The sequence below is a fragment of the Alteromonas sp. ABM1_013 genome (assembly GCF_056160505.1).
Window position 1 is genome coordinate 488,253 of record NZ_JBSWXH010000002.1, and the last position, 26,947, is coordinate 515,199.

The 26,947-nt window shown below is 45.1% G+C and carries 19 protein-coding genes; 13 read left to right on the forward strand and 6 right to left on the reverse strand.

Features of this window, described 5'->3' with window-relative positions; all coding sequences use genetic code 11:
* The first annotated feature begins 5 nt into the window (after window positions 1–5).
* The 7 genes from pepP to ACXAGK_RS06800 all read left to right on the forward strand — a co-directional run bounded on the left by pepP (window position 6) and on the right by ACXAGK_RS06800 (window position 8,945).
* Window positions 6–1,319: a Xaa-Pro aminopeptidase gene (pepP, locus tag ACXAGK_RS06770; RefSeq protein ID WP_474855084.1), complete on the forward strand. Its 1,314-nt coding sequence runs from the start codon at window positions 6–8 to the stop codon at window positions 1,317–1,319.
* Between the two features lie 42 nt (window positions 1,320–1,361).
* Complete coding sequence (locus ACXAGK_RS06775) at window positions 1,362–2,753, forward strand: FAD-dependent monooxygenase (RefSeq protein ID WP_474855599.1); 1,392 nt, start codon at window positions 1,362–1,364, stop codon at window positions 2,751–2,753.
* Window positions 2,740–3,912 carry an FAD-dependent monooxygenase gene (locus ACXAGK_RS06780; protein WP_474855085.1) on the forward strand — a complete coding sequence of 391 codons (1,173 nt, stop codon included), beginning with the start codon at window positions 2,740–2,742 and terminating at the stop codon, window positions 3,910–3,912. Before ACXAGK_RS06775 ends, ACXAGK_RS06780 begins: the two co-directional genes overlap by 14 nt.
* Before the next feature lie 331 nt (window positions 3,913–4,243).
* Entirely contained in the window at window positions 4,244–5,794 is a 1,551-nt protein-coding gene (locus ACXAGK_RS06785) for a M28 family metallopeptidase (protein ID WP_474855601.1), read from the forward strand.
* Between the two features lie 52 nt (window positions 5,795–5,846).
* Window positions 5,847–6,722, forward strand: a complete 876-nt coding sequence (locus ACXAGK_RS06790) for an EamA family transporter (RefSeq protein ID WP_474855087.1) — start codon at window positions 5,847–5,849, stop codon at window positions 6,720–6,722.
* Between the two features lie 175 nt (window positions 6,723–6,897).
* Window positions 6,898–7,848: an MBL fold metallo-hydrolase gene (locus tag ACXAGK_RS06795; RefSeq protein WP_474855603.1), complete on the forward strand. Its 951-nt coding sequence runs from the start codon at window positions 6,898–6,900 to the stop codon at window positions 7,846–7,848.
* A 164-nt stretch (window positions 7,849–8,012) separates the two neighbouring features.
* Complete coding sequence (locus tag ACXAGK_RS06800) at window positions 8,013–8,945, forward strand: exopolyphosphatase (protein ID WP_474855089.1); 933 nt, start codon at window positions 8,013–8,015, stop codon at window positions 8,943–8,945.
* Window positions 8,946–8,999: 54 nt separating this feature from the next.
* Here ACXAGK_RS06800 and ACXAGK_RS06805 read toward each other — a convergent pair whose 3' ends face one another.
* The 6 genes from ACXAGK_RS06805 to ACXAGK_RS06830 all read right to left on the reverse strand — a co-directional run bounded on the left by ACXAGK_RS06805 (window position 9,000) and on the right by ACXAGK_RS06830 (window position 15,487).
* Window positions 9,000–9,848, reverse strand: a complete 849-nt coding sequence (locus tag ACXAGK_RS06805) for a LysR family transcriptional regulator (RefSeq protein ID WP_159117926.1) — start codon at window positions 9,846–9,848, stop codon at window positions 9,000–9,002.
* A gap of 93 nt (window positions 9,849–9,941) precedes the next feature.
* A complete protein-coding gene (locus ACXAGK_RS06810; protein ID WP_474855091.1) occupies window positions 9,942–11,258 on the reverse strand; it encodes a sugar MFS transporter in 1,317 nt (438 codons plus the stop codon).
* A 121-nt stretch (window positions 11,259–11,379) separates the two neighbouring features.
* Window positions 11,380–12,507, reverse strand: coding sequence for an N-acetylglucosamine-6-phosphate deacetylase (nagA, locus tag ACXAGK_RS06815; RefSeq protein ID WP_474855092.1), 1,128 nt, complete (start codon window positions 12,505–12,507; stop codon window positions 11,380–11,382).
* A gap of 2 nt (window positions 12,508–12,509) precedes the next feature.
* Window positions 12,510–13,511: a glucosamine-6-phosphate deaminase NagB-II gene (nagB-II, locus tag ACXAGK_RS06820; RefSeq protein WP_474855094.1), complete on the reverse strand. Its 1,002-nt coding sequence runs from the start codon at window positions 13,509–13,511 to the stop codon at window positions 12,510–12,512.
* 1 nt (window position 13,512) lies between these two features.
* A complete protein-coding gene (locus ACXAGK_RS06825; RefSeq protein ID WP_474855096.1) occupies window positions 13,513–14,391 on the reverse strand; it encodes a glucosamine kinase nucleotide-binding domain-containing protein in 879 nt (292 codons plus the stop codon).
* 10 nt (window positions 14,392–14,401) lie between these two features.
* On the reverse strand, window positions 14,402–15,487 hold the full coding sequence (locus ACXAGK_RS06830) for an acyltransferase family protein (protein WP_474855098.1): 1,086 nt from the start codon (window positions 15,485–15,487) through the stop codon (window positions 14,402–14,404).
* Window positions 15,488–15,688: 201 nt separating this feature from the next.
* Between ACXAGK_RS06830 and ACXAGK_RS06835 the strand changes: the two genes are divergently transcribed.
* The 6 genes from ACXAGK_RS06835 to gcvP all read left to right on the forward strand — a co-directional run bounded on the left by ACXAGK_RS06835 (window position 15,689) and on the right by gcvP (window position 26,573).
* Entirely contained in the window at window positions 15,689–16,723 is a 1,035-nt protein-coding gene (locus ACXAGK_RS06835) for a LacI family DNA-binding transcriptional regulator (RefSeq protein ID WP_474855100.1), read from the forward strand.
* A 205-nt stretch (window positions 16,724–16,928) separates the two neighbouring features.
* A complete protein-coding gene (locus tag ACXAGK_RS06840; protein ID WP_474855101.1) occupies window positions 16,929–19,574 on the forward strand; it encodes a TonB-dependent receptor in 2,646 nt (881 codons plus the stop codon).
* 59 nt (window positions 19,575–19,633) lie between these two features.
* Window positions 19,634–21,856 carry an alpha-N-acetylglucosaminidase gene (locus ACXAGK_RS06845; RefSeq protein ID WP_474855103.1) on the forward strand — a complete coding sequence of 741 codons (2,223 nt, stop codon included), beginning with the start codon at window positions 19,634–19,636 and terminating at the stop codon, window positions 21,854–21,856.
* A gap of 202 nt (window positions 21,857–22,058) precedes the next feature.
* Complete coding sequence (gene gcvT / locus ACXAGK_RS06850) at window positions 22,059–23,138, forward strand: glycine cleavage system aminomethyltransferase GcvT (RefSeq protein ID WP_474855105.1); 1,080 nt, start codon at window positions 22,059–22,061, stop codon at window positions 23,136–23,138.
* Window positions 23,139–23,164: 26 nt separating this feature from the next.
* Entirely contained in the window at window positions 23,165–23,554 is a 390-nt protein-coding gene (gene gcvH / locus ACXAGK_RS06855; protein ID WP_014979989.1) for a glycine cleavage system protein GcvH, read from the forward strand.
* Between the two features lie 121 nt (window positions 23,555–23,675).
* The gene (gene gcvP / locus ACXAGK_RS06860; protein ID WP_474855106.1) at window positions 23,676–26,573 is read left to right on the forward strand and encodes an aminomethyl-transferring glycine dehydrogenase; all 2,898 of its coding nucleotides are present in this window, start codon (window positions 23,676–23,678) and stop codon (window positions 26,571–26,573) included.
* The last annotated feature ends 374 nt before the right edge of the window (window positions 26,574–26,947 follow it).

The following is a 26,947-nucleotide window of genomic DNA, read 5'->3' on the forward strand; positions in this document are numbered from 1 at the left end:
AGTTTATGATTAGCGCTCAAGAGTTTATTGCCAGACAAGACAGGCTGTTGGCGCAGTGCCAACCTAACAGTGTATGTATAGTACCTGCCGCTGGACTGGTAACGCGAAGCCGAGATACCGAGTATACCTTCAGGCAAGACAGCGACTTTTGGTATTTAACGGGGTTTGAAGAGCCTGATGCATGGTTGATATTGTCTAATCATCCTCGCTACGGCGAGAGCTATCGCGCAATGGTGGTTCAGGAAAAAGACAAAAGCGCTGAAATTTGGCATGGTAAGCGCCTTGGTGCTGAGGCTGCGCTTTCCCGATTTAGCTTAGATGAAGCGTTTGAAACACATGAATTAGAAGAAGCCTTATTGGCGTCTATTCAAGGGCAAGACAATGTTTACTTCGCTTTAGGTCACAGTAAACGTCACGACCGATTATTTACCGAAGCCCTAAATACTTTGCGTGAAGCGCCAAAAGAATCATTAGCGCCTGGCGCGATACACGATTTTCGCCCACAGCTTCATGAAATGCGATTGTTTAAATCAGCCTGCGAAGTAGCAATGATGAAAGCGGCGGGGGAAATCAGTGCCCGAGCTCACAAGCGCGCTATGCAATTTGCTTCTCCTGGTTGTTTTGAATATCAGTTAGAAGCTGAAATTCACCATGAGTTTGCTATGGCTGGCGCACGTTCGCCTGCGTACAGCACGATTGTAGGAAGCGGTGACAATGCCTGTATTTTGCATTACACGCAAAATAGCGCACAGGTAAATGATGGTGATTTGATCTTGATCGACGCAGGCGCAGAATATCAAGGCTATGCTGCAGACATTACTCGAACATTTCCTGCAAATGGTAAGTTTAGTCATGCTCAGCGTGAAATTTACAGCGTTGTATTGAAGGCGCAAAAAAGCGTATTGGATATGCTAGCGCCCGGCGTCACGCTTTCCGAGGCAATGCTACACAGCGCAGAAATTATTACCGAAGGTTTAGTTGACCTTGGTATATTAGAAGGTAGTGTGGCAGAAAACTTAGAGAACGAAAGCTGGCGCCAGTTCTACATGCACGGGTTAGGTCACTTTTTAGGGCTAGATGTGCACGACGTAGGTAACTACAAAATAGACGGCCAAGACCGACCATTAAAGCCAGGAATGGTGATAACGGTAGAGCCGGGTATTTATATCAGTCAAGAAAGTGTGGCACCCGATAAGTACAAGGGTATAGGTGTTCGCATAGAAGATGATGTGGTCATCACAGCATCGGGTGTTGAAATTTTGACATCCGACGTGCCTAAAGAGATTGACGAAATCGAATCACTAATGGCGAAAAACTAAAACAATAAAAAGCGCAAAAGTTAGAGCGACGGGAAGACAAATATAGTGGAATCGGCAGCGGTTGATGTAGTTATTATCGGTGGTGGGATTGTAGGAACCGTGCTTGCTAAAGCACTTTGCGAAGACATTGCTTTTGAAACGCCCGAAGGTAAAAAAAGCGGATTAAGTGTTGCACTTATTGACGCTGCAGACCCAAAAGAAACCTCACCCTCCTACAATGATTTCAACCCGTTTACCGATACACGAGTTATTGCGTTAGCAAGACGTACGGTTAACGAACTAGCCGATGTTGGTTTAAGCCTTGACGACTTAGCCAAGCAGCACAACGGCGAACTACCTCCTAAAATAAAGCAGATAGAAGTGAGCGATAAGGGCCACCTTGGTCTTTTAAATCTGCATAGCCAAGATTATCACATCGACGCGTTTGGCCAGGTGGTAAGTTTAAGCGCGCTAACGCGCTTAGCAGCAAATGCGAGTATTGCTTATCAGCACATAGCGCCAGCAAAAGTAACCGGTGTTGAGCAGCACCGTGACAATGTAGACGTGTTGCTAGATAGCGGGGAGGTGCTAACCACTAAGCTGCTAATACTTGCAGATGGCGGGCGTTCGGGTTTGGCCGAGCAGGTGGGTATTGCTAAAACAGTTAGTGACTATCACCAAACTGCCATTGTATTTAACGTGCATACGCAAATGCCCCATGAAAATAAAGCGTACGAACGCTTTACCGATTCTGGCCCTCTTGCTTTTCTCCCCTTTGATAGTGAAATTGACGGCGTAAAGGCAAATGGCAATGGTTTTTCAGTGGTATGGACGTTAGAAACTCAAGCCGCTGAAGCACTTATGAAAATGGATAAAGCGTCGTTTATTAACGCGCTTCAACAAGCTTTCGGCTATCGTCAGGGCAAAGTATTAAGGGTGAGTGATACCGCTAGCTATCCTTTGGCACTTACTAAAGCCCAGCAAGTTACCAGTCACCGAACGGTAGTGGTTGGGAATGCTGCGCAGGCGCTACATCCTATAGCGGGGCAGGGGTTCAATTTGGGTTTGCGAGATTTGAGTGCACTCGTGTCCGTATTAAAAAGAGAGTCTGTGTTAAAAAGTGCTGTACCTAAGCACTCTATGTCGCCAATTTCGAAGCAAGAGAGCAATCAAAAAACGCAAGTGGAAAGCGGTGCTGGCCACTTTGACGCTGGGGCATTTAATATCGTTCAGCGCTATGCGAACGAACGTAAGAAAGACCGAGATAACACGATTGCGCTTACCGATACCCTAGTGCGAACTTTCTCCAACCAGTATTTTCCTACCGTCATAGGCCGAAACGTTTCCTTACTAGCATTAAGTATGATGCCGCAAGTGAAGAAAACCTTCGTAAAGCACACAACAGGTTATGGCGTAACACCACACGGAAATAGAGATAACAATGCAGCATGTTGATATAGCAATAGTGGGCGGTGGAATTGTGGGGTTAACCCTAGCCGCAGCGCTAAAAAACAGTGAACTAAATATAGCAGTTATTGATAAGTCGCCTTGTTATCAGGTGCTTGCAGATAAGCCAACGGCGCGTGTTAGCGCAATAAATCAGGCAAATATTAAAGCATTGCAACAGTTTGATGTGTGGCCTCATTTACAGCTAGATCGCGCCAACCCGTACACCGCTATGCATGTGTGGGACAAAGACAGTTTTGGTGATATACATTTTTCGTGTGACGAAATGGGAAGCGATACACTTGGCGTGATTGTAGAAAACCAAGCTTTAGTTAATGCACTGTCTAAAGCTGTGGAATCGCAGCCTAATGTAGAGTTGATTACTGCAGGTATTGAAAGGGTGCTCGCTGGCCCTAATCAAACCATGCTGATGTTAGACAACGACGACGTGCTAAGCTGCAGGTTGCTTGTTGGCGCAGACGGCGCTAATTCTTTTGTAAGAAAGCAGGCTGGCCTGCCAATTACCTTTAAAGATTATGAGCATACGGCCATAGTTGCTAATATCAAAACCGAAGAGCCACACAACAATGTAGCGCGCCAAGCGTTTACGCCCACAGGGCCACTTGCGTTACTTCCAATGGCCGAACCAAATGTCTGTTCAATTGTGTGGTCGCAAACGCCAGAGCAAGCGAACTCATTAATGGCGTTGGATGATGCTGCATTCTGCCATGCGTTAACTGCCGCAAGTAATAGTGTTCTAGGCACTATAGTGCTTGAAACCGAGCGCGCCGCGTTTCCATTAACCATGCGCTATGCAAGACAATGGGCTAAAGATGGGGTAGTGCTGGTGGGCGATGCCGCGCATACGATTCATCCTCTAGCCGGGCAGGGGGCTAACTTAGGAATGCAAGATGCACTGGCACTGGCGGAAACTCTAAATGACTTAAAAGTGTCGGGCAAAGAGATAGGTTTGTACAAGCACCTGCGCAGCTACGAGCGAAGCCGTAAAACAGAAGCCACAAAAATGATAGCAGCAATGGATGGCTTCAAATTCCTATTCGACGGCAACGACCCGCTCAAAAAACTAGTACGCGGTATAGGACTTTCAGCTACAGATAAACTCACAACCATCAAAAACGCTTTCGTCAGCCACGCCATGGGCCTTTAAACCCAAATAATAGGGTCAGAGTACATTTCTCATGAATAATGGGGTCAGGGTATATTTCTCTAGTTTTGAAGTAGGGAATGCCAATAATGTACTCTGACCCCATTCTTGGCGTTGAGATAGTCGGCGGTAAAGGATACTCTTCGGTATCCTTTTTTATTTCTACCAATGGCTTATGTTTACATTCTTGTGCAAACCTTATCGCGCCTTTTCCTTTGCATGCGCAGCGTCTCTACTTACTTCTACTTTACTTACTGGTTCAGCGAATGCTGACGTCACTACTTCCAGCTTGACCTCGGTTGAGCCTTCGTCGGCGAAAGCAAAAAACGTAGAGATGTCGCTGAGTAACGCTTCTATCGATTTAGAAGTGTATCGTCAGCACGTTAAAACATTGGCTAGTGACGAGTTCGAAGGGCGAGGACCTTTATCAAAAGGGGAAGAAAAAACCGTAGAATACTTGGTGGCAGAGTATAAGAAGTTAGGGCTAAAACCGGCTTTTGGTGACAGCTATACGCAAGCTGTGCCGCTCGCAAAAATTACACCCAGCAACATGAGCACATTAAACATTGGCGACCTTTCTTTTGAAGGGGGAAGCGAGTTTACTGCTCGAACACAACGTATAGTAAATGAATACTCACTAACTGATAGTGACTTGATTTTCGTGGGGTACGGTATAAATGCGCCCGAGTATAACTGGAATGATTACGCTGGCCTTGATGTAAAAGGAAAAACGGTGGTAATGCTGGTAAACGACCCGGGCTTTGCATCTAAAGATCCAAATTTATTTCAAGGCAATGCGATGACCTATTATGGTCGTTGGACATACAAATACGAAGAGGCCGCTAGGCAAGGCGCAGAAGCTGTTTTCATTGTTCATGAAACCATGCCTGCGGGTTACGGCTGGGGCGTTGTCGAAAACTCAAATTCTAATACCAAGTTTAGCCTAGTCGATGACAATGGTAATGCGTCACAAGTAGGCGTAATGGGGTGGCTTCATCTAAATGCCGCTAGGCAGCTTTTCGAAAAAGCAGGTTTAGATTACGGCGAGCTTAAAAGAAAAGCATCTACGCCCGGCTTTACGCCTATCCCGTTAAACACTACAGCATCGTTAAGTTTCGCTAACTCTATCGAGCATGCTGAATCGCAGAATGTTGCCGGTATTTTAGAAGGCACCTCAAAGCCAGAAGAGTGGGTAATGCTGCACGCTCATTGGGACCACCTTGGTAAAGTTGAAAAGAATGGCAAAACTACTATTTACAATGGTGCGGTGGATAATGCGTCTGGCACAGCTGGAGTGCTAACGCTGGCAGATGCGCTCTCAAAGCACAAAGAAGGCTTTGCGCGTACGCTAATGTTTAGCGCATTTACCGCAGAGGAAACAGGGCTGTTGGGTGCTGATTATTTTGCAAATAACCCACCTGTACCTACCAAGAACATGGTAGCCTTTTTAAATATCGACGGCATGAATGTAAATGATGATGTTGATTACATCTTGCAGTACGGTGAAGGTTATTTATCTATTGAAGAGGATTTGGCAAAGGCTGCTTCACTACAAGGTCGAACGGTTAAAATGGACCCGCGCCCTCAAAATGGCCTGTTCTTCCGCTCAGACCACTTCGCGCTTGCCAAACAGGGCGTGCCCTCTATTTTGTTCATGAGCTTAGGTGATACCGACCCAAGCTTTATCGCTAAACGCTATCACAAAGCAGATGACGATTATCTTCAAAGCTGGACATTAGGTGGCGTTAAACAAGACCTATCTCTTATTGGAACCATGCTTACTCATTATGCTCAAGGTGATGTATGGCCTTATTGGAAGCGCGAAAGTGACTTCAAAGCAAAGCGTCTACAGGCGTTATCTGGTAGCGAAACTAACGCTAAATAAAACACGCTTGAATGGCAGCTAGTAAAATGACTTTAAAGGTAAAGCAACGCTAATGAGTTGGGTTTTATTTACATTGGGCGCGGTTATCATGCAAACCGTGCGTAATGCGCTGCAAAGCAGACTAAGTGGTTCAGTTAACACCTCGGGCGTTACGCTATCTCGTTTTATCTTGGCTCCGCCCATAGCCCTTATTTATTTGCTTACGCTCTACAGCACTAGTGCCAGCCAGATGCCGCAATTTACGGGCCCATTTATCACAGTGATCTTGTGTGCTTCACTGCTTCAAATAGCGGCCACTTCTTTAATGGTGATTTTGTTTAAGCAAAAGAACTTTGCTATTGGAGCAGGCTTGGCTAAAAGTGAAGCTTTAGTGGCGGGTGTGGTAGGCATGCTGTTTTTTGGTAGTTACCTAACACCTCTTGGGTGGGCTGGCATAGTCATAGGTGGAATAGCTGTATTCGTGCTTAGCAGCGGTAACCGACTTCATGGTATTAGTGTGAAAACCATGGCTATCGGTCTAGCTTGCGGTACTTGCTTTGCGCTGACATCACTTCTAGTGCGCGAAGCTAGCCACATGCTTAATATTCAGCATACAGTAGCCGCAGCATGGGTTTTATTATGGGTGCTGTGCGTTCAGACGGTTGCTTTAAGTTCATACATAGCATTAACCAAACCCTTAGTCTTTAAGCAACTAGTGAGCGCTAAAAAGCAGGTGCTAGCGATAAGTACAGTAAGCTGTTTAGGCTCAATATGCTGGTTTACAGCTATGGCGCTACAACATGTGGCGCTAGTGAAAACGCTTGGGCAACTAGAGGTTTTACTCACTTTATTGCTCTCACATTTCTGGCTAAAAAACGCAGTTACAAAACGCGAAATTACTGGGCTGCTCTTAATCGGTGCTGCCGCTATTATGGTGATGTGGGCTTGATGTTATGTAGCTTGTCTTTTTTGTTTTTTGCTTAGCTTTAAGAAGGTAAGAAACAGATATTTTTAATGGGAATAAAAAAATTTTGAAACATCTATTGGGTCTTTTGATTTTCTCAGTACTAACCGCTTGCAGCACTGCTTCAGTGAGTGATAGGGAAACGGAATATAATACTGCCATTAAAGCAAGAAAAAGCGGTGTAGAACCGGCATTTCAACTTGTTACATTGGGCGATACTGGCGGTATTAAAGACGGTAATTTGAGCGCATTTCTACTGCGAAGTTTAGAAGAGGAGCGCTATGTTGCTCTAGACGCAGGAAGCATAGTTAATGGTATTGATGTTGCGTTGAAAGAGGGGGCTTTTAGCGGCTTACAGAGTAAGCCCGACGATAACCTGCAAGCTAACGGTAACGTATTGCATAACCATGTTGCGGCATATTTGATTAGCCATGGTCACCTAGACCATGTAGCAGGGTTACTCATTGCTTCACCAGATGACAACAATAAACCCATCTACGCCTTAAAGTCAGTAAATGACACCATGGGGGCGACTTACTTTAACTGGCAGGCATGGGCAAACTTTACCAATCGAGGAATAGAGCCAAAGCTCAACAAATACGATGTTGTCGACTTGGCTCCGCAACAAGCCACTGCAATTAAAGGCACTAATTTAACTGTAACGCCCTTTAGTTTAAGTCACCCTCTAGAGTCGACGGCTTTTGTTATTGAAAGTGACGACGATATGTTTGTTTATTTTGGTGATACTGGCCCGGACGATGTCGAGAAAGAAGGCAAGTTGGGCGTAATATGGCGCTACCTTGGACAGCAAATGCGAAACAAGACGCTAAGAGGTATGGTTATTGAGGTGTCGTTTGATAACAGTCGCCCTGATAATCTGCTGTTCGGACACCTTACGCCTAAGTGGTTGATGCAAGAACTTACTCGCTTTTACGAACTAGTTGAAGATAAAAGCCAGGTTTCAGACATAAACATCGTGATAAGCCATATCAAGTACAGCTTAAAAGCAGGAGAAAATCCACGTTCTGTCATATCAAAAGAGCTACAGCAGGATAATAAATTAGGCTTTAATTTTATACTAGCAACACAAGGCCAATCGCTTATCTTCTAAATGCTTTTGGGAATAGAAAAGTAGTAAACAGCCGAGTAATCAGGTCTTTAGTTATACTTTTGTCGCGTTTTACGACTTTATAATCAAAATTTGTATAGGTAATCTCTCAAAAATTTTGCTAGCTGTTACACTTACTGAATAATCGTTAATAAAGGAATTAAGTGATGTCAGAGCGAAAGTTTAGATTAGTTACCCGAAGTGATTTTGACGGGTTAGTATGCGCAGTCTTACTGAAAGACTTAGACATGATTGATGATATTTTGTTTGTGCACCCTAAAGACATGCAGGACGGCAAAATAGATATCACTGAGAACGACATTACAACTAACTTGCCTTACGTTGAAGGCTGCCATTTAGCCTTTGACCATCACCTTAGCGAAACCGTGCGAAACGCCAGCGATATCGAAAATCACATTATCGACCCGAAAGCGCCCTCTGCTGCGCGCGTCGTATATGACTATTATGGCGGAGCTGAGAAATTCCCAAATATCTCAGTAGATATGATGGACGCGGTAGATAAAGGTGATTCTGCGCAGTTTTCAAAAGAAGAAATTTTAGAGCCTACCGACTGGGTGCTTATGAATTTCATTATGGACGCGCGTACTGGGCTTGGCCGTTTCAGAGATTTTAAGATCTCTAACTACCAGCTAATGATGAAGCTAATAGATGCGTGTAAAGACCACAGTATTGAAGAAATACTGCAAATGGAAGATGTGGCTGAGCGCGTAAGTTTGTATCACGAGCACAATGAAATGGCGAAGGCACAAATAGCTAAGTGCTCTACTGTACACGACAACCTTGTGGTACTCGATTTAACCGAAGAAGAGACCATTTACGCCACAAACCGCTTCGTTATTTACGCCATGTACCCAGACTGTAATATCTCTATCCACAAAATGTGGGGGCTTAAAAAGCAGAACGTGGTGTTTGCGATAGGTAAGTCCATTACTAATCGTAGCTCTAACACCAATGTGGGTGAACTGTGTTTGAAATATGGTGGCGGCGGTCATATGAACGCAGGCACGTGCCAAGTTGAAACCAGTAAAGCAGAGACTGTGCTTGCTGAGCTTATCGACATCATCACAAGCGACGGGTAACGCAAATTAGCATACTGTTCGAGGGGCAGAAAAAGTACTCTGACCCCCCAATTTTTATTGAGTTAGCCGCACTTTGAAGAATTCGGCGAGTGTTTTGCTGATAACTGGATGCTGGGTGTCTTGGTTAAACAGGCAAATATTGACCTTGCCTAACTTAGGCAGATGCGGGTGGTTCAGTACGGCTAAATTAGCCGGTAGGCTCGACTTTGCTAGTGCAGTCACGCCAAGGCCTTGTTGAATGGCGGCAACCAAACCGCCTAAGTCGGCGTTGGTGTAGCTGATTTTCCAAGCAAACGTTTGCTGTTTTAGCTGTTCAATTACCCGGCTTCTATACATGCAGCCATCTGGCGCTAGCACTAGCGGAATGTTATTCCCCACTAACGGGTGAGACGTATCACCAACCCACACCACGTCATCTTCTAAAACAACTTCGCCCTCAGTTTCTTCATCTGGATTGACCAGTGCCAGAATTAAATCGAAGTGATCTCGTTGAGACGGATGAAGCAGATCGCGACTTAGCGCAGACGTTACCTCTAACGATACATCAGGGTAGCGCTTTGAAAACTCACCAATTAGGCCAGGCAATAGGGTAGAGGCAAACTCGTTGGGGATGCCTAAACGTAATCTGCCGCTAAGTGGTGCAGGAGTGAGGCTTCTAAAAATGTTGTCGTTAAGTTCTAACAGTTCTTTCGCTTTTGGGTACAACCAGTTTCCATCGGCGCTAGGTACATGGCGTTGACCTACTTTGGTGAACAGCTTTCGGTCTAGCTGCGATTCAAGCTTTTTGATTTGCAAACTAATAGCAGGCTGAGAACGACCTAAAAAGTCGCCCGCCTTTGCATAGCCACCAAGCTCAATAACGCTAACAAAGGTGCGTAAAGTATCTAGAGAAAGCTGCTTCATTGTTAAAGATGGGTTCCGATATCACCGTTATTAAACACATCACTCAAGAATACCACTTATGCGTATGTTAAACCCACCAAGTCGTCGCCTAAATTACCATTCTCTTAGACGCCACCCTTTCAATGCGTAGAAAAGAATAAATGCATAGCAAGGTATCGTTGTCCAGTAAGCGTTCAACACTCCGAAGTGATCAGCCGCAAATCCGAAAAGTAAGGGGATAATTGCCCCCCCAGCTATACCCATTATCAAAAGTGCAGAACCGCGAGCAGTGAATTTACCTAGCCCTTCTAATGCTAGAGGCCAAACTGCAGGCCAAACAATGGCGTTAGCAAGTCCCAAAAGTGCAATAAGAGTAATAGGATCAGGAAGCGTTGCAATACCTGTCCAACCCCACAGAAAACCTGCAAAGACGTGGCTTTCAGCGTTAGTGAACGGTATACCGATTGACAAAACAATACCTAAAACTGAAGAGAGAGTAAGTAATTGGTGCTGAGTGCAAATTCGGGGCACAAGCGCTAAACCAAGGCTGTACCCAATGACCATAAAAAACATGGTGTATGACGTGAGCCCTAGTGCTCCCGGAACGCCAAGTTGCGAGCCCGCTAGGCCAATTGTATCTCCGGCAACAACTTCTACGCCTACATAACAAAAAAGTGCAATTACACCTAATACTAGCTGAGGGAATTGTAATACTGAGCCTTTACCTTTTCCGTGTTCAGCGAGTTTTTTATCCTCAACATCAAGGTCCAATTCAGGCAAGCCAGAAAAACTTAGCGCAACAGCAAGTAATACTAACGCTGCGGCCATACCTAAGTAGGGCAATACAAGGCTTTGTGCTAATTGTTGTATTTGTGCACTACGCTCAGCTTCTGGCAATGCAGCGATACTTTGTTCGGTGATACCTGATAAGTCTCCGAGTACAAGAGCAATAAACACCATTGGTGCGAGCCAGCCAGCTCCTTTATTCAGTAGCCCCATAATTGATATTCTTGCTGCTGCACTTTCTGACGGCCCAATTTTTACTAAATATGGGTTTGATGCGGTTTGTAAGATAGTTAAACCGGAACCGACGACGAACTGAGCTGTAATGAATAATATGAATGTTTGCGTTTTAGCGGCAGGAACAAATAAGCAGCATCCTGCAGCAATTAATAAAAGCCCGAAAGTCATGGCGTTTTTATAGCCCAATTGATTGAGCACGAATGACATAGGAAGTGCCATAACAACATACGCAATATAAAAACTAAACGCGATTAGCAGTGCCTCTGTTCCGTTCAAATTGCAAACAATTTGCAAAAAGGGGATGAGTGCTCCATTTAACCATGTGATAAAACCAAAAACGAAAAACAATGTGCCGATTATTGCCATAGGGAGTATCGTCGACGGGGGGGATTTAACTGCAGTTTGCATCACGTTTCCTTTTTATAATGTTTTTATTTCACTGTATTGCTTACTTAATATTTTAATTTTTTGTGAGTACGTATTATCTGTTGTTCAAAAGAATACCTGGCTATGCACATTAGCTGCATACCTACCGGACGACTTCGCCATTGCGCCAACAGCGTGTCACCCTTAAGTCTTTATTTAGCGTTATGAAATTAGCGAAAGAGCCTGTGCGTAACGTTCCAATGTTCGCTTCGCTTTTTATAAATGAAGCAGGGGTAGACGTTGCCATTTTCAGTGTTGCTTGCAGATCAATGCTTAGGTCGAAATGCGTATGCTGGATAGCTTTCTCCATCGTTAATAGCGAACCCGCTAACGTACCGTCATCAAGACGTAACGTATCATTTTTACGTATGACTTTTACGCCTTGGTAGACGAAGTGGTCGACGTCACTCGCGGCCGGCGCCATAGCGTCAGTTACCAACATTAAGCGTTCATCACCTTTGAGCTTTATTGCTAATGACGCTGACACAGGATGAACGTGATGATGGTCAACGATTAGTCCGCAATAGACGTCATCTCTGTAAAGTGAGGCCCCAACCACACCAGGCTCTCTGCTGGTAAACGGTGACATGGCATTGAAAAGATGTGTAGCACCGGTAGCCCCCGCATCAAAAGCGGCAAAGCAATCGTCAGAGGTGGCGTTAGTGTGGCCTATAGACACAATTACGCCTGCATTGGTTAGCGTCTCAATATCTGAGGGCGAGACCGTTTCTGGTGCTAGCGTGACAATTACTTTACCAAGATCATTTCGAGTAAATAAGGCCAACTCTTTGTCGCTCAGTGAGCGGATGTGCTTTGAACTATGCATGCCCTTTTTGGTTGTGCTGAGGTGAGGCCCTTCAAAGTGGACACCTGGGATAGCGCCTGGATCCCTTTTGTGACCTAACGCTATAGCATCAGCGCCTTTATTCATAACGTCGATGTCGTCAGTGATAATGGTTGGCATTAAGCTGCCCGTACCCACTTTTAAAAAGGCCTCTGCCATTTGCTGAAGCGTAGACAGTGTGGGCGTTTCGTTAAACTGAACGCCGCCTCCACCGTTTACTTGAACATCTACCATGGCGGGTATGACTAGCTCATGGATGACCTCAGCATTGCTATCATCCACACTGTTCGAACAGATAGCGGTCACTCGGCTGTTAATCACTTCAAAGCGCACGTTCGAATGAAATGAAAAGCCGTCAAAAAGGAGTTTGGCAAAATAAGATTTCATTGCTAGAGGGTTTCCGTTACTTTTTTAAGTCCGATAGGACTGTCAGGGTCCATATCCATCTCGCGCGCAGCTTTTTCAATATCTAAGTAAAAACGTTGCATAACAATGAGCGCCGATGTGAGAGGATGCACATCCAATGGTACCTCAAATAAAGGGAAAACTTGTGCTCCTCTGCGGATCACTTCTTCAATTTGTGACTTATGTACAGCACTTGAAGCGTCAGGAATATGGGCATCGATAATAGCTGTTTTGCGGTTTAGAAGGGATATGGGCCCGTGAAGAAATTCCGCGCTACTGAAAGCCTCAGCCTGTATTCCACAGACTTCTTTCATTTTAAGCGCTATTTCTCTGGATATGGCGTAACCGAAAGCGCGGCCTAGTACAACGCATCGTTCAAGCGGAGCTAAGTGCTCTGCGGTAAGTACAAAGGGGGAAGTTATTACCGACTCTAATTGTGTAGGTAGGGCAAGTAAAGCTTCGTGAAGATCTTTGCGTTTAGTGAAATTTGCAACAATGCTTAATAACGCATACAAGGTCGCCAGATAGCTTTTGGTGGCGGCAACGGCAATTTCTGGCCCGGCACAAAGTGGTATAAATATGTCTACAATATCTTTAACTGGTGATGACTCGTCATTTACCAGCGCAACACAAAGCGCACCTTTTTCCTTTGCCATTTTGGCTTGTGCAAGTATATCTGGACTTCTGCCCGATTGAGAAATGATAAAAACCAGGGCTCTATTTAATCGAAGGGACTTGCCGAAAACGCTGTTTACCGATGGCGCGGCAGAAGCAACAGGCAGCCCCATTTCAGTTTCAATCAAATATTTTCCAAACACGCCGGCATGGTCTGAGGTACCGCGGCCAATAATATACACAAATTCTGGATCGTGCTTTTCTATCTCTTCAGATAACTTGTTATATACATGGCTATTGTTGTCTAGCTGTCGTTTCAGCACTTGTGGCGTTTCTGCTGCTTCAGACGCCATTTTGGTCACATAAGCCATATTAACACTCCTTTACCAGGTCTTTTATTAATGAAATTGCACCAAATTCAGGTGAACACTTCGCGGGTTGTAAACGTTGCTGAATATTGTCAGGTAGCCACTCTGCCCATTGCGAAGATAAGCCACCAATCATTGAAATGCGTTTAGCGCCGAGTTCCTCAAGTTGAGAAATGACACCTGTAAGGTATTGCTTTCCTCCGTTCACGATATTAAGAGCGATGGGGTCACTGCCATTAGCACACTTCACAACAATTGGCGCAAACTTACCGAAATCACTCGACTTGAAGTGCAGCGACTTACCGACTATCGCTTGAGGGTCGTCTGTACCAAGAGCTTCGCACATATCAGTAACGAGCCGAGACGAAGGTACTAAGGAATCGAGTGCTTCAAGGGTGTATTGCAAGGCCTGCAGGCCAAGCCATGCGCCTCCCGCTTTGTCGCCTAAAGGGAAACCGTGGCCACCGATACTTGTTAAGTTGCCACTCAAGCTTGCAAGTGCTGAACTACCGGTTCCAGTTATTATAATTGCGCCGTCTTGACCTGCATGAGCGCCTAAACAAGCAATGTGTAGATCGGTGGTTATGTGTGTACGTTTAAATGGAAATATCCAACTCTGTGCAATTTCTCGATAACGCGTAACGTTTACACCTGCAAGACCTAGACATACATTAAGGTTGCTTATTTTCGTCGCTGACATTGAGGCTGCCTCTAATGCCAGTGTCGTAGCTTCGATAATTGATGCGAACGCGGTGTCGGCTGATTGAGCAGGGTTGCATGGACCTGACAATCCTTCGCCAAGCAATTCGCCTTGTTCGTTTTCAAGTCGCGCTTTGCATTTAGTGCCACCGCCATCAACGCCTACAAAGTAATTCTGAGTCACAGATTCCACCTTAAATCTTTACGAAAATTTGTTTGCGATAGAGGACATATACAGGAATAAAACAAACGCTGAGAAACAGAATGACCCACAACGTTGCACTTATAAAATCACTTGCTCCCATATCAGACATAAATGTGGTGTAGCTGTTGTGAACGGATACACCGGCGATTTCCCAATCAAGTAGCTTCTCTATGATTACGTGCAGGATATATGCGGTGATCGCATTAGCCCCAAAGATGGTGGCTATTTGAGTACCGTTTCTGAAGCCTTTAATATCGGTGTACCACATCATACAGGCCAATATCATGGCGCCTATGCCGCCGGTGGCTAATACAAATGAGCTGGTCCACGCCTGTTTGATGAAAGGAAAACCTAGGCTCCAAATACATCCTAGAGAAAAAGTAACAAAGCCGAATACAAATAAATTCATCACCGTGGTAGGTAAGTTGTCCTTGCCTTTAACTATAATCTGGCCAATGAGCATACCCATAATACCGGTAACAATGGCAGGAAAAGTACTGAGCAGACCTTCGGGATCCCAAGTACCACGCCACAGCATACCCGGTACAAATTGATCGAACCAGTTTATAATGTTTTCTCCACGAGCAAGATGCCCGCTAGGGAGGCCCGGGGCAGGAACCAATAGAATAAATACCCAGTACAGAAGCAAGATACCAATGCCCACTTTAACCACGCTCTTTGGTTTGCAGTAAATTGCAAGATAACAGCAGGCAATATAAACAATGCCAATTCGCTGTAAGACGCCTAGTAACCTTATTTGTTCGAAGTGGGTATAGAACAAATTAACAACGAGCCCGAGCCCAATGAGCGTAAAGCCTCTTCTCCACACTTTTTTCAAAATACTGGTCAATTGTGGTGAAGATGAATCAATATTCTTGAACCCCAAACTAATTGCTACACCCACAATGAGAATGAAAAAAGGAAACACTAAATCGGCAAAGTTGATGCCTATCCAATGTGCGTGCGCGAGTTCTCCATAAGTATTCGGACTGTTTACTACAATCATTGCGATTATGGTGAGCCCTCGAAATACATCGAGAGACAGAAGTCGTGAAGATGTCGTGTTTGTTGTCATGTTTCTTGCTTTTTTTATATTCAGTTGTTTAACCCTAACCCTTTTCTTTAACTTATGTCAACGTTGTCATTGTTGTTTTTTTGCACCTTGATGAAATTGTATTAGTTATTCATTGGTTTACGAAGACCAAGAAATTTGCTTAAACAGGGGGTTCACTTTATTCTCTCTAACACTCAATACCTTTCACCGAAAAAGAGTTTCATGAAAAAGCCAACTATTAAGGATGTCGCGAAATTAGCGGGAGTATCGTTTAAAACGGTTTCGCGAGTGGTTAACCAAGAACCAAATGTTAGTGAGTCGGTAAAGGAAAAAGTGCTTGAGTCAATAAAGCAGTTGAACTATCAGCCTAACCACACAGCAAGGGTAATGCGTAAAGCACCGTTCTCTCTTGCGTTTGTTTATGACAATCCCAACAGCCATTATGTGATTGAAATGCAAAATGGAATTATTTCTGAATGCAGAAAAAAAGGGTTTGAATTAGTTATTCATCCCACCGATTCTCATTCTGATCAGGTAGGCAATGAGCTTGCGGCTATGATTGGTTCAAATCAGATTGGCGGAATTATTCTCACCCCGCCATTGTCCGAAAATAAAGAGCTTGTTACATTTTTACTCAGTAGAGATGCTAAAGTAGTCAGGATCTTATCTGGCGAGCAACCCCCTGATAATCTAGCCCCGGTGTTGCATGTAGACGACGTGGATGCGGGATTTAAAATAACGCAGTATTTGCTGGATTTAGGCCACAGAGATATTGCTTTTCTTGGTTTTCATGCATCGCATGAGTCTAGTTTAGGGAGAGTAAGAGGTTTTAAAAAGGCACATGAAGCAGCAAAATTACCTTTTGATAAAAATTTTATCATTGATGGAGAGTTTACATTCGAATCCGGCATGGATATGACTAAACAAGTACTTGCCATGCCCAAACGACCTTCCGCCATTTTTGCATGTAACGACGAAATTGCAGCGGGAGCTGTATTTATGGCGCGTCTTAACAATCTTAAAGTTCCAGAAGACATCTCGATTGTTGGTTTCGAAAACAGTCCCTTCGCCATGCAAACGTGGCCTCATCTTACTACGATTGACCAGCCTAACTTTGATATTGCAGCAACAGCTGCAGCAATGGTTATTGAAATGATGAAATCCAATGATATTCATGCTGTTGATTCAAAAGGGTTTTCTCTTGATGTGGTTGTAAGAGACTCGGCTTCTAATTATTCGCTTGAAAGCGTAGTTTAGCGTTTTCGTCTTACTGAAAGTTCATATTTTGGTCTACCCAATATCGTAGTAATAATTCCTTATTTTTTGTTGACAACGTTGACATTGGTTGGTAGCGTCAATGGCAGGTGATGAAAAAATCATCGTTAATAATAAGAAATAAAATTAATCAGCTGGTTGCCTAAAGCTGAACAACAACCACTACAAAGAAGATGGGAACCACATCATGAATAACGCTCGTCCAAAGAAAACGTTACTCGCCAGTGCTATCGTAGGCATTCTTAGCTCGCCTGCACTGGTTTTTGCTCAAGCTGCCCCAGACGTAAGTGACAGTGAAGTTGAACGTATTGACATTACTTATCGTTCTAGTTTGGTCCAAGCTGCGGCACTAAAACGCGATGAAACGAAAGTTGCAGACATTATTACATCAGAAGATATCGGAAAGTTTCCTACAGAGAACATTGCTGAAGCAATCCAGCGAATCCCTGGCGTACAGATATCAAATATTAACGGTAGAGGTTCTACAATCAGTGTTCGCGGTTTAGGCTCGCAATATGCCAGAACTACCGTGAATGGCCAAACTATGGCGAGTGCGGATTTTACTGGTGGCTTTCGTTACGACATTATACAGTCTGAGCTAGCTTCAAGTATTTCAGTAATTAAATCTCCCAGTGCAGACATGGATACTGGTGGTTTGTCAGGTACTATTAATATCGATACTACGAAGCCACTTTCCTACAGTGAGCGTAAAGTTGTAGCTTCGGTTAAGGGGCAATATTCGGAATTCTCACCCACAGATGATGTGACCCCCAAAGGTAATATCACCTATATCGACCAATTTGCTGATGACACAGTAGGATTATTTTTAAACGCAGGTTATCAGGAACTTGACGACAGGGTAGATAACTTCTGGATGGGTAGGTGGTTCAGCGACGATGAAGGCAATGATATTCCTCGACGTCCGCGTTACCGCCGTATTGACCGCGAAACCAAACGCTATTTGATGAACGGCGCAGTACAGTGGCGTCCTAGCGATAATTTCGAAACAACGTTTACCGCAATTTATGCTGATGACGATACGGTACAAGATTTGAACCAGCAGGTTTTCTTGTTCGATCGCGACGATATCACGCTACTTGGTGAGCCGGTAAATGGCGTTTATAACCAAGTGCGTATTGACGACTTTACTCTTGAAAATAATCGCCAAGCTGAGGACAAACAGGCTACCAGTAAAGCGTTTACGCTTGAGTCAAAGTACGAGACAGAAAACTGGACTTTAGTCGGTGTAGCTCATTACACGAAAGGCGAGGCTGTGCATGCAGAAGAAGCGGTAATCTTAGCGACTACGGTATCTGCAAACATGGATATTTCAGATCGCAATAACGTTATCTTCAACGTGGATGAAGATCTAACCGACCCGTATTTATACCCTGCTGACATGCCAAGGAACGAGTACCCAAACGGAGCAACTCGATACATGGACTCTTCTGAAAGTGCACTTCAATTTGACGCAATTCGCGTGCTTGAAGGCGACTTCTTCACTGGTTTTGCTTTTGGAGGAAAATTCCGTAAAGAAGAATTCAATAGAGACGTTTTTCGTACGGATAGATTCGCCATTGGTGATGCTGACCCAAGTGACCTTCCGTTAATGAGTGACTTTAACTATATGGTAACTGACTTCTTGGACAACCAAATGTCCATAGAGCATGGCTGGATCGCGCCAGATATTCAAGCTTACCGAGATGCGCTTGTGGCTGAAGGGGTAACAGTTCCAACTTTATTCGCTGCTCAATCTTCATATTCAATAGAGCGAGATATTCTATCGGTTTACGGAAAAGTTGATTTCGAAAGTTACATCGGTGAAATGACGTTGAGAGGAAATATTGGTGGTCGTTATGAAACTACCGACAGGACGATCAATACCTATCTGACCGGTGAAGATAACCCGATTAACTCTGAAATCAGTTTGGTGATTGGCGAAACGGCATTTGACTACGATTACAACAATTTTTTACCGAGCGTAAACCTTGTGCTTGAATTGACAGACGAAGTACAAGCGCGATTTGCTGCTGCCAAGGTGCTAGTCCGTCCATTACTGACATCGCGCACACAAATTGCTGCCTCTGAAACGTCGGTAAATAATTCTTTCGGTACGCGTACTTACACTGTAGATCTTGGCCAGCCTAACATGAAAGCGCTGACTGCCGATCAAGCCGACTTAGGGCTAGAGTGGTACTACGGCGAGGGTAATAGCTTAGCACTTACCCTTTTCTGGAAAGAAATTAAGAATGGTTCGGTTTCTGAGTTTGTTTGCCCTGATAGCTACAATGACGTTGCGCTAAGTGGAACGCCGGAAGATTGTGTGGACACAGAAGGTAACATCTATGAAATCACCAGCACCTATAACGATGATAGTGGTACGACTATCAAAGGGTATGAACTAGGTTGGAACCAGAGCCTTGATGCACTGCTACCTATCGATGGTTTCGGTTTCTCAGCAAACTATACTTTCATCGATGCAGAAGATAGCGAAGACTTCGTGCTAACTAATTCGTCAGAAGAGACTTGGAATTTCATCGGATACTGGGAAAACGACACCTTTAGTGCAAGGGTCGCAGTGAACAACCGTAGCCCTTACGTTCAAGATAACACTGATGCATTCTTTGCACGCGAGGGAAGGGTAGTCGACGGTAGAAATCAGGTTGATATTCTATTGAGCTATAACGTTACTGAAGCACTTAACCTTCGTTTTGGAGCACTGAATATCAATGGTAACAACGAAGAAGCCTATTTCACAGAAGAGAAGCCGGTGTGGCAAACGACAAGTATTATAGGCACTAGCTATTATCTGAGTGCGATGTACTCATTTTAAGTCAATTATGCTGCGGGCAACCGCAGCATTTTTTTACGATTTTATCAGGATATTAAGCAATGAAGAAAACGTGGTCACTCTCGATAAGCGCATTGTGCCTATGCTTGTCTGCTGTATTAGCTGGCTGCGAACAGCAGCAAGAAGTCTCAGAAGTTGCATCTAAACCGTTAGACCCTCAGGTGAGCGCTGTTCTAGAGCGAGTTACACAGGGACAAGTAAAAAATATATCAACGATTAAAGTAATTGATAAAGAGCCTGAGTGGTTTGAAGTAAATGTAATTGATGGGCAAGCGGAAGTGCTGGCAAATAGTCATACTGCACTAGCGTATGGCGCTTATCAATACTTACGAGAACAGGGCGCTTTGTCAGTAAGTTGGGAAGGAAAGCGGGTTGCGTTCCCTGACGTGTTTGAAGACTTTGATGGTGCAAAAACAACAACCCCATTTGCACAACGCACTTACCTAAATGTTTGTGCTTACGGCTACACAACACCGTGGTGGGACTGGGAGCGTTGGGAGAAAGAAATAGACTGGATGGCGCTTCACGGAGTAAACAATCCTGTAGCAATGGAAGGGCAAGAATTTGTATGGCAAGCATTATGGAAGGATTTCGACGTTACCGATAAAGAACTAGCCGATTACTTTTCTGGCCCAGCATTCACGCCATGGCAACGCATGGGGAATATCGAAGGGCACGAGGGGCCTCTCCCGCAAAGTTGGATAAACAAAAAACATCAATTGCAAAAACAAATCCTCAAGCGCATGAAAGCGTTGGGTATGCAGCCCGTTGTACCTGCGTTTAGTGGCTACGTACCTAAAGCGTTTGTTGAGCGTTTTCCCGACGCCAAGGTTTATGAAATGCCACGCTGGACTGGATTTGAAAATGCTACCTATTGGTTAGACCCTGCTGACCCCCTCTTTAAAACAGTGGCTAAGCGATTTATTGAGCTTTATACCGAAATTTATGGTGTACAGGACTATTACCTATCAGACGCATTTAATGAAATGCTACCGCCGGTTTCTGAAGAGAACCGACACGCTGAGCTCGCATCTTATGGAAAACGCATTTATGAATCTATTGCTCAGGTTGCACCAGATGCTGTATGGGTAATGCAAGGATGGATGTTTGGCGCAGACGAAGAATTCTGGGACCTCGCATCTATCGAAGCCTTCTTAAAAGATGTTCCTGATCAAAAAGCAATGATCCACGATATCGGAAACGATAGATATCATGTATGGCAGCGAACAGAAGGTTTCAAAGGCAAGCCGTGGGTATTCGGCTTCATTCATAACTATGGAGGTTCAGATCCTGTTTATGCTGACTTCGCAGACTATGTCGAGCAGCTAGACGTGGTGACAAACTCTGATAAAAAAGGTGCGCTGACCGGGTTTGGTGTATTTCCCGAAGGGCTCCATAACAATTCTGTGGCCTATGAATTTCTGTTCGATTTGCCTTGGAACGCCAAGCCCGATATGAAAGAGTGGCTAGCAAATTATACTAAAGCGCGCTATGGAAAGACTTCACCCGAACTTATCGCAGCATGGGAAAAGGTGATAAAAGGAGTGTTCTCTGTAAGCTATTGGAAAAGCCGCTGGTGGGAAGGCTCAGCTGGCGCGTACTTGCTGTTTAAGCGCCCAACAATCGACATTGTAAACTTTGATGGGCACCCGGGTAATTTAATGGCCTTAGACGATGGTATCTCACAGCTAATTGAGCTGGCACCGTCGATGGATAATGCGTACCTATATCAGTACGATATTGTCGATTTTGTGAAGCATGCAGTGTCTTTGCATGTTGACCTTATGCTGCAAGAGGTGGTTAACGCGTATTCATCAAAAGACTTCGAACGTGGCGACGAACTTATGGCCTCAATTGACGTTGCCATCACTAAGCTAGACAACTTGCTAGGGTTTCATCAAGAAAGCCTGCACACGTGGTTAAGTGACGCCTCAGCTTATGGTGAGACTGAGCAAGAGTCTGCTTATTACGTAAATAATGCGCGCCTGCAAGTAACGCAATGGGGCGGACCAAAGCTGAAAGATTATGCGTCTAAAGCTTGGCAGGGTATGTACAAAGACTATTATCTGCCACGCTGGAAAATGTACTTATCTGCGTACCGCATCTCCCAGGAAACTCAAACGCCGTTTGACGATGCTGCGCTGCAGGAAGCGCTGATAAACTGGGAGCGTGATTGGATAAAGCAAACGGAAATTCCAACGCAATATACCCCAGAAACACCAATCGAAGATGCGCAAGCGCTTATGGATACGATCTCGCTATAATAAAAATTGTTGTTTCCGCTCTTATCAGAAGCCCCGTTACCAACTTGTGTACGGGGCTTTTTATATTTGTATTCCTAATCCAGTTGCATTAATACATTTGCTTTTTAAATGTATTGATAAAAATTTCCAATTTGTTGCATAAACGCTAGCTCACTATACTCAATCTCGTTTTCTACCTTTCAAATTAAAAAGAGTAAGTGGAATGTCTAGTACCACCGCCCTACACGCAAAGCACCTAGAAGCCGGTGCGAAAATGGTCGATTTCTTCGGCTGGGATATGCCAATTAACTATGGTTCACAAATTGAAGAGCATCACGCTGTGCGTCAAGACGCCGGTATGTTTGATGTGTCTCACATGACCATTGTTGACGTAAAAGGCGCACAAGCCAAAGCGTATCTTCAGTACCTTTTAGCCAACGACGTGTCAAAATTAAAAGACAAAGGCAAAGCGCTATACAGCGGCATGCTTAACGAAGAAGGCGGTGTTGTAGACGACCTTATCGTTTATCACTTCGACGAAACTAACTATCGCTTAGTGGTTAACTCAGCAACGCGCGAAAAAGACATGAACTGGTTAATGAGCAAAGCTGAAGGCTTTGACGTAACCATCACCGAGCGCCCTGAGTTTGCCATGATTGCAGTACAAGGCCCTAACGCAAAAGAAAAAGCCGCTAACCTGTTCAGCGCAGCGCAAAAAGAAGCGGTAGCGGGCATGAAGCCATTCTTTGGTGTACAAGCAGAAGATTTATTTATCGCTACCACAGGTTACACCGGTGAAGCAGGCTATGAAATTATGGTGCCAACTGAACAAGCAGAAAGCTTCTGGCAAGCACTACTAGACGCGGGTGTTAAGCCATGCGGCCTGGGTGCTCGCGACACACTTCGCCTAGAAGCAGGCATGAACTTGTACGGCCAAGATATGGATGAAACCGTATCACCACTAGCCGCCAACATGGGCTGGACAATTACATGGGAACCGGCTGATCGTGATTTCGTAGGGCGTAAAGCACTAGAAGCGCAGCGCGAAGCGGGTACCGACAAGCTAGTAGGCTTGGTGATGACTGAAAAAGGCGTGCTGCGTCACGGTCTTAAAGTGAAAACAGAAAGCGGCGAAGGCGTTATCACTTCAGGTACGTTCTCTCCAACTCTAGGTCACTCGATTGCGATGGCACGAGTACCAAGTGATGTTGGTGAAACAGTAGAAGTGGAAATGCGCAAAAAGTGGGTTACAGTAAAAGTGGTTAAGCCCTCCTTTGTTCGCAATGGAAAAAGTGTTTTATAAGTTAACAGAGAATAACAGGAACGATTATGAGCAACATCCCAACTGATTTACGCTATGCCGCTACGCACGAATGGGTTCGCCCTGATGGAGACGGTGTTTTCACTGTAGGTATTTCTGAGCACGCACAAGGCTTACTTGGCGACATGGTTTTCGTTGATTTGCCAGATGTTGGCGACGCAGTAAGCACTGGCGACGACGTATGTGTTGCTGAATCGGTAAAAGCAGCGTCTGACGTTTACGCGCCAATTTCAGGTGAAATTGTAGCGATTAACGAAGACCTAGAAGATTCACCTGAACTAGTTAATTCTGACCCGTACGGCGACGGTTGGCTATTCAAAATTAAAGCTGACGATGCGGCAGAAGTAGAAGGTCTACTAGACGCTGAAGGCTACGAAAACAGCATCGACGAAGAGTAATTCGTTACGCAGTTTTAAAAGAACCATAATTTGAAAAGGGGCATGAAGATAATTCAGCCCCTTTTTAACTTAAAGATTTAACGCGCCCTTGCGGCAACCATTACGAGTGCTTAACAACGTTATGTCGAATACTTCCCCTACATTGGCTCAACTAGAGCAAAAAGATACTTTTATCCGCCGTCACATTGGCCCGGGTAAAGGCGAAATTGAAGAAATGCTGTCTGCTATTGGTGCAAGCTCACTAGACGACTTAATTGAGCAAACTGTACCGGCAGGTATTGCGCTACCAGAGCCACTAAAATGTGGTGAAGGGGCGACAGAAGTTGAAGCATTAAGTGAACTTAAAGCCGTTGCACAAAAGAACAAAATTAACCGTTCTTTCATTGGTATGGGTTACTACGATACTCACGTACCAAACGTTATTCTTCGCAACGTACTAGAAAATCCAGGTTGGTACACAGCGTACACGCCTTACCAGCCAGAAATTGCCCAAGGTCGTTTGGAAGCCATTCTTAACTTCCAACAAGTAACTATTGACCTAACTGGCTTAGAGCTAGCCTCGGCGTCATTACTTGACGAAGGTACAGCGGCAGCAGAAGCCATGGGCCTTGCTAAGCGTGTATCTAAGAACAAAAAAGCGAATGCGTTCTTTGTTGCTAACGACGTTCACCCGCAAACGGTTGATGTGGTTGAAACTCGCGCTGAAATGTTTGGTTTTGAAATCATCAAAGGTGCGGCAGAAGAAGCAGCTGAACACGACGTTTTCGGCGCGCTACTTCAATATCCAACCTCTACCGGTGAAGTTAAAGACATCAGCGACATCATTGCTGCAGTACAAGCGAAAAAAGGTATTGTGGCAGTAGCCGCTGACCTAATGAGCTTAGTAATGCTTAAGTCGCCTGGCGAGCTAGGTGCAGACGTTGCACTTGGTAGTGCACAGCGCTTTGGTGTACCTATGGGTTATGGTGGCCCACATGCGGCATTCTTTGCTACACGCGACAGCTATAAGCGTTCACTACCTGGCCGTATTATTGGTGTAAGTAAAGACACTCGTGGTCGCCCAGCACTTCGCATGGCGCTACAAACCCGTGAACAGCACATTCGCCGTGAAAAAGCGAACTCGAACATTTGTACAGCGCAGGTGCTGCTAGCCAACATGGCAAGCTTCTACGCGGTGTACCACGGCCCTCAAGGCCTTAAAACTATTGCTGAGCGCATTCACCGCTTCGCCGACATTCTTGCTACTGGTTTGAACCAGAAAGGTGTAGCCCTTAAGCACAGCACGTACTTCGACACGCTAACCGTAATGGTAGACAACAAAGAAGACGTACTAGCAAAAGCCTACGCAAAAGGCATGAACCTACGTGCTGACCTTGAAGGTGCGGTAGGTGTGTCGCTAGACGAAACCACCACACGCGAAGACATTGTTGCGCTGTTCGACGTACTGCTTGGTGAAGAGCACGGCCTTACTGTTGAAGGTTTAGATGCAGAAGTAACCACGCAAGACGTAAAATCTATTCCAGAAGGTTTAGTACGTACTAGCGACTTCCTAACCCACGAAGTGTTTAACAAGTATCACTCTGAAACAGAGATGCTTCGTTACATCAAGAGCCTTGAAAACAAAGACTTGGCGCTTAACCACTCAATGATTTCATTGGGCTCGTGCACCATGAAGCTAAACGCAACGGCTGAAATGATCCCAGTAACATGGGCTGAATTCGGTCAGCTTCACCCGTTTGCGCCACTAGACCAAGCAGCGGGCTATCAAGAAATGATTGCCGAGCTTAGCGAGTGGTTAATTAACGTAACAGGTTACGACGCGCTTTCAATGCAGCCTAACTCAGGCGCTCAAGGTGAATACGCAGGCCTATTGGCTATTCAGCGTTACCACGAAAGCCGTGGCGAAGGTCACAGAAACGTGTGCTTAATTCCAAGCTCTGCCCACGGTACTAACCCTGCGTCTGCGCAAATGGTTAGCCTTAAAGTGGTAGTAGTAGCGTGTGATAGCAAAGGTAACGTAGATCTTGACGACCTTCGCAAGAAAGCAGAAGAAGTGGGTGACAACCTATCGTGCGCCATGATCACGTATCCGTCTACCCACGGTGTATATGAAGAAACCGTGCGCGAGATTTGTGACATTGTTCACGAACACGGCGGGCAGGTTTACATGGACGGCGCGAACATGAACGCGCAGGTGGGCATTACGTCACCTGGCTTCATTGGTTCAGACGTGTCGCACCTTAACCTACACAAAACCTTCTGTATTCCACACGGTGGCGGTGGCCCAGGAATGGGGCCAATTGGTGTTAAATCGCACCTTGCACCATTCCTACCAAACCACACGGTTGTTAACGTAGAAACCGCAGGTAAAGACTGTGGTGCAGTATCGGCAGCGCCATGGGGCAGTGCGTCAATTCTGCCTATTAGCTACATGTACATCAAAATGATGGGTAGCGCTGGCCTTCGCCGTGCAACAGAAGTAGCAATTCTTAACGCTAACTATGTGGCTAAGAAACTAGAAGGGCACTTCCCAGTGCTTTACAAAGGCAACAATGGCCGCGTAGCCCACGAGTGTATTATTGACCTTCGCCCGCTTAAAGAAGCAAGTGGTGTAACAGAGCTAGACATTGCGAAGCGCCTAAACGACTACGGTTTCCACGCGCCAACTATGAGCTTCCCAGTAGCGGGTACGCTTATGATTGAGCCAACCGAGTCGGAAGCGAAGTACGAACTAGACCGTTTCATCAACGCCATGGTTAGCATTCGCCAAGAAATTGCGAAAGTAGAAAGCGGTGAGTGGGATGCCACTGACAACCCGCTACACAATGCACCGCACACATTGGCTGACATCTGTGACAGCGACTGGAACCGCAGCTACGACCGCATGCTAGCGGCGTACCCAGCACCAGAAGTACACAGAAACAAATTCTGGCCAACGGTTAACCGTATTGATGATGTTTACGGCGACCGTAACCTGATCTGTTCTTGCCCTAGCATTGAGAGCTATGTTGAGGAGTAGGGGGGGTTAGCAGCGCTACTGCTAGAGCTTTATTAATTTGAAAGGCGAACCGAGTGGTTCGCCTTTTAGTTACTTTATTTCGCTAGGCCTAGTCTTTTTTGATTTCCTATCTATCCTAAAATCGGTGAAGTTGAGGGGATCTAGGTTTAATCATTTGTGAGTTCATTCAAGCCTTACCTATCAAATTCTTGCTCTTGGCTGGTCGCCTGAGGAGTCACGACACTTGGCATGGCACTAAGATATGCTCTGAGTGGCACAAGCCATTCTTAGGGAGGTAATTTATTGATTTGCTTATTGGTTCAACGTGCGATTGTTGTTTTAGCATTTTAAATGCTGGGCAAATATCGCTACTTTGAACGCTTTTTCCGAGGCTT

Bases quoted from the DNA above. Each gene is read 5' to 3' on its own strand.
- pepP (WP_474855084.1), top strand. From the start codon at position 6: ATGATTAGCGCTCAAGAGTTTATTGCCAGACAAGACAGGCTGTTGGCG.
- gcvT (WP_474855105.1), top strand. From the start codon at position 22,059: ATGTCTAGTACCACCGCCCTACACGCAAAGCACCTAGAAGCCGGTGCG.
- ACXAGK_RS06840 (WP_474855101.1), top strand. From the start codon at position 16,929: ATGAATAACGCTCGTCCAAAGAAAACGTTACTCGCCAGTGCTATCGTA.
- nagB-II (WP_474855094.1), bottom strand. From the start codon at position 13,511: ATGGCTTATGTGACCAAAATGGCGTCTGAAGCAGCAGAAACGCCACAA.
- gcvH (WP_014979989.1), top strand. From the start codon at position 23,165: ATGAGCAACATCCCAACTGATTTACGCTATGCCGCTACGCACGAATGG.
- ACXAGK_RS06790 (WP_474855087.1), top strand. From the start codon at position 5,847: ATGAGTTGGGTTTTATTTACATTGGGCGCGGTTATCATGCAAACCGTG.
- ACXAGK_RS06780 (WP_474855085.1), top strand. From the start codon at position 2,740: ATGCAGCATGTTGATATAGCAATAGTGGGCGGTGGAATTGTGGGGTTA.
- ACXAGK_RS06845 (WP_474855103.1), top strand. From the start codon at position 19,634: ATGAAGAAAACGTGGTCACTCTCGATAAGCGCATTGTGCCTATGCTTG.
- ACXAGK_RS06785 (WP_474855601.1), top strand. From the start codon at position 4,244: ATGTCGCTGAGTAACGCTTCTATCGATTTAGAAGTGTATCGTCAGCAC.
- ACXAGK_RS06800 (WP_474855089.1), top strand. From the start codon at position 8,013: ATGTCAGAGCGAAAGTTTAGATTAGTTACCCGAAGTGATTTTGACGGG.
- ACXAGK_RS06835 (WP_474855100.1), top strand. From the start codon at position 15,689: ATGAAAAAGCCAACTATTAAGGATGTCGCGAAATTAGCGGGAGTATCG.
- ACXAGK_RS06805 (WP_159117926.1), bottom strand. From the start codon at position 9,848: ATGAAGCAGCTTTCTCTAGATACTTTACGCACCTTTGTTAGCGTTATT.
- ACXAGK_RS06810 (WP_474855091.1), bottom strand. From the start codon at position 11,258: ATGCAAACTGCAGTTAAATCCCCCCCGTCGACGATACTCCCTATGGCA.
- ACXAGK_RS06830 (WP_474855098.1), bottom strand. From the start codon at position 15,487: ATGACAACAAACACGACATCTTCACGACTTCTGTCTCTCGATGTATTT.
- gcvP (WP_474855106.1), top strand. From the start codon at position 23,676: ATGTCGAATACTTCCCCTACATTGGCTCAACTAGAGCAAAAAGATACT.
- nagA (WP_474855092.1), bottom strand. From the start codon at position 12,507: ATGAAATCTTATTTTGCCAAACTCCTTTTTGACGGCTTTTCATTTCAT.